This window comes from Polaromonas sp. P3_C2 (assembly GCF_056402675.1).
Genome location: NZ_JBFUGX010000439.1, coordinates 1 through 3,580 on the forward strand (window position 1 = coordinate 1; position 3,580 = coordinate 3,580).

Genomic DNA, 3,580 nt, shown 5'->3' on the forward strand with positions numbered 1-3,580 from the left:
ATAGAGCTGTTTTGTTTCGGTGGACTTGAATTCACGAAGAAAATTCGCCGAGAATTTCGAGATAAATTCTTTTTTTAGCGGTTTGGGCGCATTGGTTGATTTCAGCATTTGGGTCAACATGGGCTCAAACAATGGGATCATCTGGTCGGCCATGGTGTCATACATCTTGTCGAATCCGGTCTGGGCCATCAGGCGAACGGCAAGCACGCGACGCTTCTCCATCTCCGCCGCGGAAACTGTTTGCGCGTGTGCCGCCTGCAGTCCGAGCAGAAAAAAACAGAGCAGCAGCGAACGGGATAACCGATTCATCGGTCAATCTCTCCAAACACAATATCCATGGTGCCGATCACAGCAACGGCATCGGCGATCATGTGGCCGCGCGACATTTCGTCCATAGCCGCGAGATGCGGAAAACCCGGCGGGCGGATCTTCAAGCGATAGGGCTTGTTGGCACCGTCGCTGACGATGTAGATGCCGAACTCGCCCTTGGGGTGCTCGACCGCCGCATAGGCTTCACCTTCGGGCACGTGAAAACCTTCGGTGAAGAGCTTGAAGTGGTGAATCAGCTCTTCCATGTTGGACTTCATGGATTCGCGGTCGGGTGCGGCAACCTTGTGGTTGCTGGTGATCACGGGGCCGGGGTTGACGCGCAACCAGTCAATGCACTGCTTGATGATGCGGTTGGACTGGCGCATCTCTTCGATGCGGACCAGGTAACGGTCATAGCAGTCGCCGGTTTTGCCGACCGGGATGTCGAAGTCCATCTTGTCATAGACGTCGTAGGGCTGTTGCTTGCGCAGGTCCCAGGCGAAACCCGAACCGCGGAGCATGGGGCCGGTAAAGCCGAGGTTGAGGGCTCGCTCAGGCGACACAACGCCGACACCCACGGTGCGCTGCTTCCAGATGCGGTTGTCGGTCAGCAGGGTTTCGTACTCATCGACATAAGCCGGGAATTTGTTGCTGAAGTCCTCGATGAAGTCGAGCAACGAACCCTGGCGGTTCTCATTGAGCGCTGCGATGGCCTTGGCGTTCTTGACCTTGCTGACGCGGTACTGCGGCATGCTGTCGGGCAGGTCGCGGTAGACGCCGCCCGGGCGGAAGTAGGCCGCATGCATGCGCGCGCCGGACACGGCTTCGTACATGTCGAACAACGCCTCGCGCTCGCGGAAGCAGTAAATCAGGATGTTCATCGCGCCGCAGTCGAAACCGTGCGCACCCAGCCATAGCAGGTGGTTGAGCAGGCGCGTGATTTCGGCGTACATCACGCGGATGTACTGCGCGCGCACCGGCACGTCGACGCCGAGCAGCTTCTCGATGGCCAGACAGTAGGCGTGCTCGTTGGACATCATCGAGACGTAGTCCAGCCTGTCCATGTAGGGCAGCGACTGGATGTAAGTCTTGCTTTCGGCGAGCTTTTCAGTGGCACGGTGTAGCAGGCCAATGTGTGGGTCGGCGCGCTGGATCACTTCGCCGTCGAGCTCGAGCACCAAGCGCAACACACCGTGCGCTGCGGGATGCTGTGGCCCAAAGTTGAGCGTGTAATTTTTGATTTCAGCCATGGGGTATCTTCTGTCGACGCTGCTTACTGCAGGCCGCCGTAGTTGTCTTCACGGATCACACGCGGAGTGATCTCACGCGGCTCAATGGTGACCGGCTGGTAAATCACGCGCTTTTGCTCAGGGTCGTAGCGCATCTCCACATGGCCCGAGGTCGGGAAATCCTTGCGGAAAGGATGGCCGATGAAACCGTAATCGGTCAGGATTCGACGCAGGTCATTGTGGCCTTCAAAGATGATGCCGTAGAGATCGAAGGCTTCGCGCTCGAACCAGTTGGCCGAGTTCCAGATGCCATTGAGCGAATCCACCACGGGGAAATCGTCGTCGGGGCAGAACACCTTGAGGCGAACGCGCTGGTTGAGGCTGACGGACAGCAGATGCGACGCCACGCAGTAGCGCAGGCCGTCGTACTGACCGTCCTTGTATTCGGAATAGTCGACACCACACAGATCGATGAGCTGCTCGAAGCGGCAACCTGGCGCATCGCGCAGCAGGGTTGCGGCCGCGAGGTAATCGGCGGCGGCGACCGTGAGGGTGATTTCACCCAGAGCGGTCTTCAGGCTTTTGACCTTGTCGCCGAGCACCGCATGAATCGTTTCGGCGAGTTGTTCCATGGACACAGGAGAAGAGGACATGCTTTATGCCCTCGCAATCGTGTTGGTGCGACGAATTTTCTGCTGTAGCTGGATGATGCCGTACATCAGCGCTTCGGCCGTGGGCGGGCAGCCGGGCACGTAGACGTCCAYCGGCACGATGCGGTCGCAGCCGCGAACCACGGAATAGCTGTAGTGGTAATAGCCGCCGCCGTTGGCGCACGAGCCCATGGACAACACCCAGCGCGGCTCCGACATCTGGTCGTACACCTTGCGCAAGGCCGGGCCCATCTTGTTGCACAGCGTGCCGGCCACAATCATCAGGTCGGACTGGCGCGGGCTGGGACGGAACAACATGCCGAAGCGATCCAGGTCGTAACGCGCCGCGCCCGCATGCATCATTTCGACGGCGCAGCAGGCCAGGCCGAACGTCATGGGCCAAAGCGAACCCGTCTTGGCCCAATTCACCACCGAGTCGTAACTCGTGGTCATGAAGCCTTCGTTGAAAACACCTTCAAGTGACATACCCGTACCTTTGTGGCGTGACCCGCCTAGAGAACCCTCGGGATTCTTAGCTTCTTATTCCCAGTCCAGCGCACCCTTTTTCCACTCGTAAACAAAGCCCACGACCAGAATGCCCAGGAAAATCATGACGGACCAGAAACCGACAGGGCCGATTTCCCTGAGCGCCACGGCCCAGGGAAAAAGAAACGCGATTTCGAGGTCAAAAAGGATGAAGAGGATGGCGACCAGGTAGTAGCGCACATCGAATTTCATGCGGGCATCTTCGAAAGCCTCGAAGCCGCATTCGTAAGGGGAATTTTTTTCGCTGTCGGGACGCACGGGGCCCAACAAACGCCCCAGGACCTGAGGCACCACACCGACACCCACACCAACCAGAATAAACAAAAGAACAGGAAGGTATTGATCGAGGTTCATCGTGGATTCAACTTCTGAAAAGCCACTTGCGCGGTTTGCTTCAGCTTGCCGTTTGAGCCGACAACATTGCCGGAGCACTGCTGCCGATGCATGTCAATCTGGTGCGGACGGCGAGACTCGAACTCGCACACCTTTCGGCACTACCCCCTCAAGATAGCGTGTCTACCAATTTCACCACGTCCGCGGTATTTAACTGCCTGGATGGCATGAGGAACCTTGCGGTTTTTGGCTTTCCAGACAGTCTTAGAGTTTACCCCGAAATATTGCTGCTCCCGACTGCGGGCAACAGCAAAATCTCGTTATTTCGTCGGGATTTGCGCAGCACCGGACGCGGCAGGCGCAGGCGGGACAGGAACTGCCGTGCCAGTACTTGCAGGCGCAGAGGTTCCCGGAATCTGGGCCGCACCGGAAGCTGCAGCAGCCGGCGCCGGAGCGCTCACGGCGGCCCCCTCCAGGACGCTGGAGCTTGTGCGCGCAGGAGCATTGCCAAAG

General features: G+C 58.3%; 5 protein-coding genes, 1 tRNA gene and 1 pseudogene. All 7 read right to left on the bottom strand.

From position 1 onward, the window contains the following. On the bottom strand, positions 1–309 hold a 309-nt coding region (locus tag AC1DWI_RS16710; protein WP_477725248.1), incomplete at its 3' end, for a hypothetical protein. Further along, positions 306–1,559 carry an NADH-quinone oxidoreductase subunit D gene (locus tag AC1DWI_RS16715; protein WP_477671593.1) on the bottom strand — a complete coding sequence of 418 codons (1,254 nt, stop codon included), beginning with the start codon at positions 1,557–1,559 and terminating at the stop codon, positions 306–308. The genes AC1DWI_RS16710 and AC1DWI_RS16715, both read right to left, overlap by 4 nt. Positions 1,560–1,582: 23 nt before the next feature. Beyond that, positions 1,583–2,191 (bottom strand): NADH-quinone oxidoreductase subunit C, encoded by a 609-nt coding sequence (locus AC1DWI_RS16720; protein ID WP_477671592.1) that lies wholly within the window; start codon positions 2,189–2,191, stop codon positions 1,583–1,585. 3 nt (positions 2,192–2,194) lie between these two features. After that, positions 2,195–2,674 (bottom strand): NuoB/complex I 20 kDa subunit family protein, encoded by a 480-nt coding sequence (locus AC1DWI_RS16725; protein ID WP_477725249.1) that lies wholly within the window; start codon positions 2,672–2,674, stop codon positions 2,195–2,197. 54 nt (positions 2,675–2,728) lie between these two features. Next, a complete protein-coding gene (locus tag AC1DWI_RS16730; RefSeq protein WP_477671591.1) occupies positions 2,729–3,088 on the bottom strand; it encodes an NADH-quinone oxidoreductase subunit A in 360 nt (119 codons plus the stop codon). Between the two features lie 99 nt (positions 3,089–3,187). Beyond that, positions 3,188–3,272 (bottom strand) — tRNA-Leu (locus tag AC1DWI_RS16735). A 115-nt stretch (positions 3,273–3,387) separates the two neighbouring features. Further along, positions 3,388–3,580, bottom strand: a pseudogene (locus AC1DWI_RS16740) (preprotein translocase subunit SecG); the annotation flags it as partial.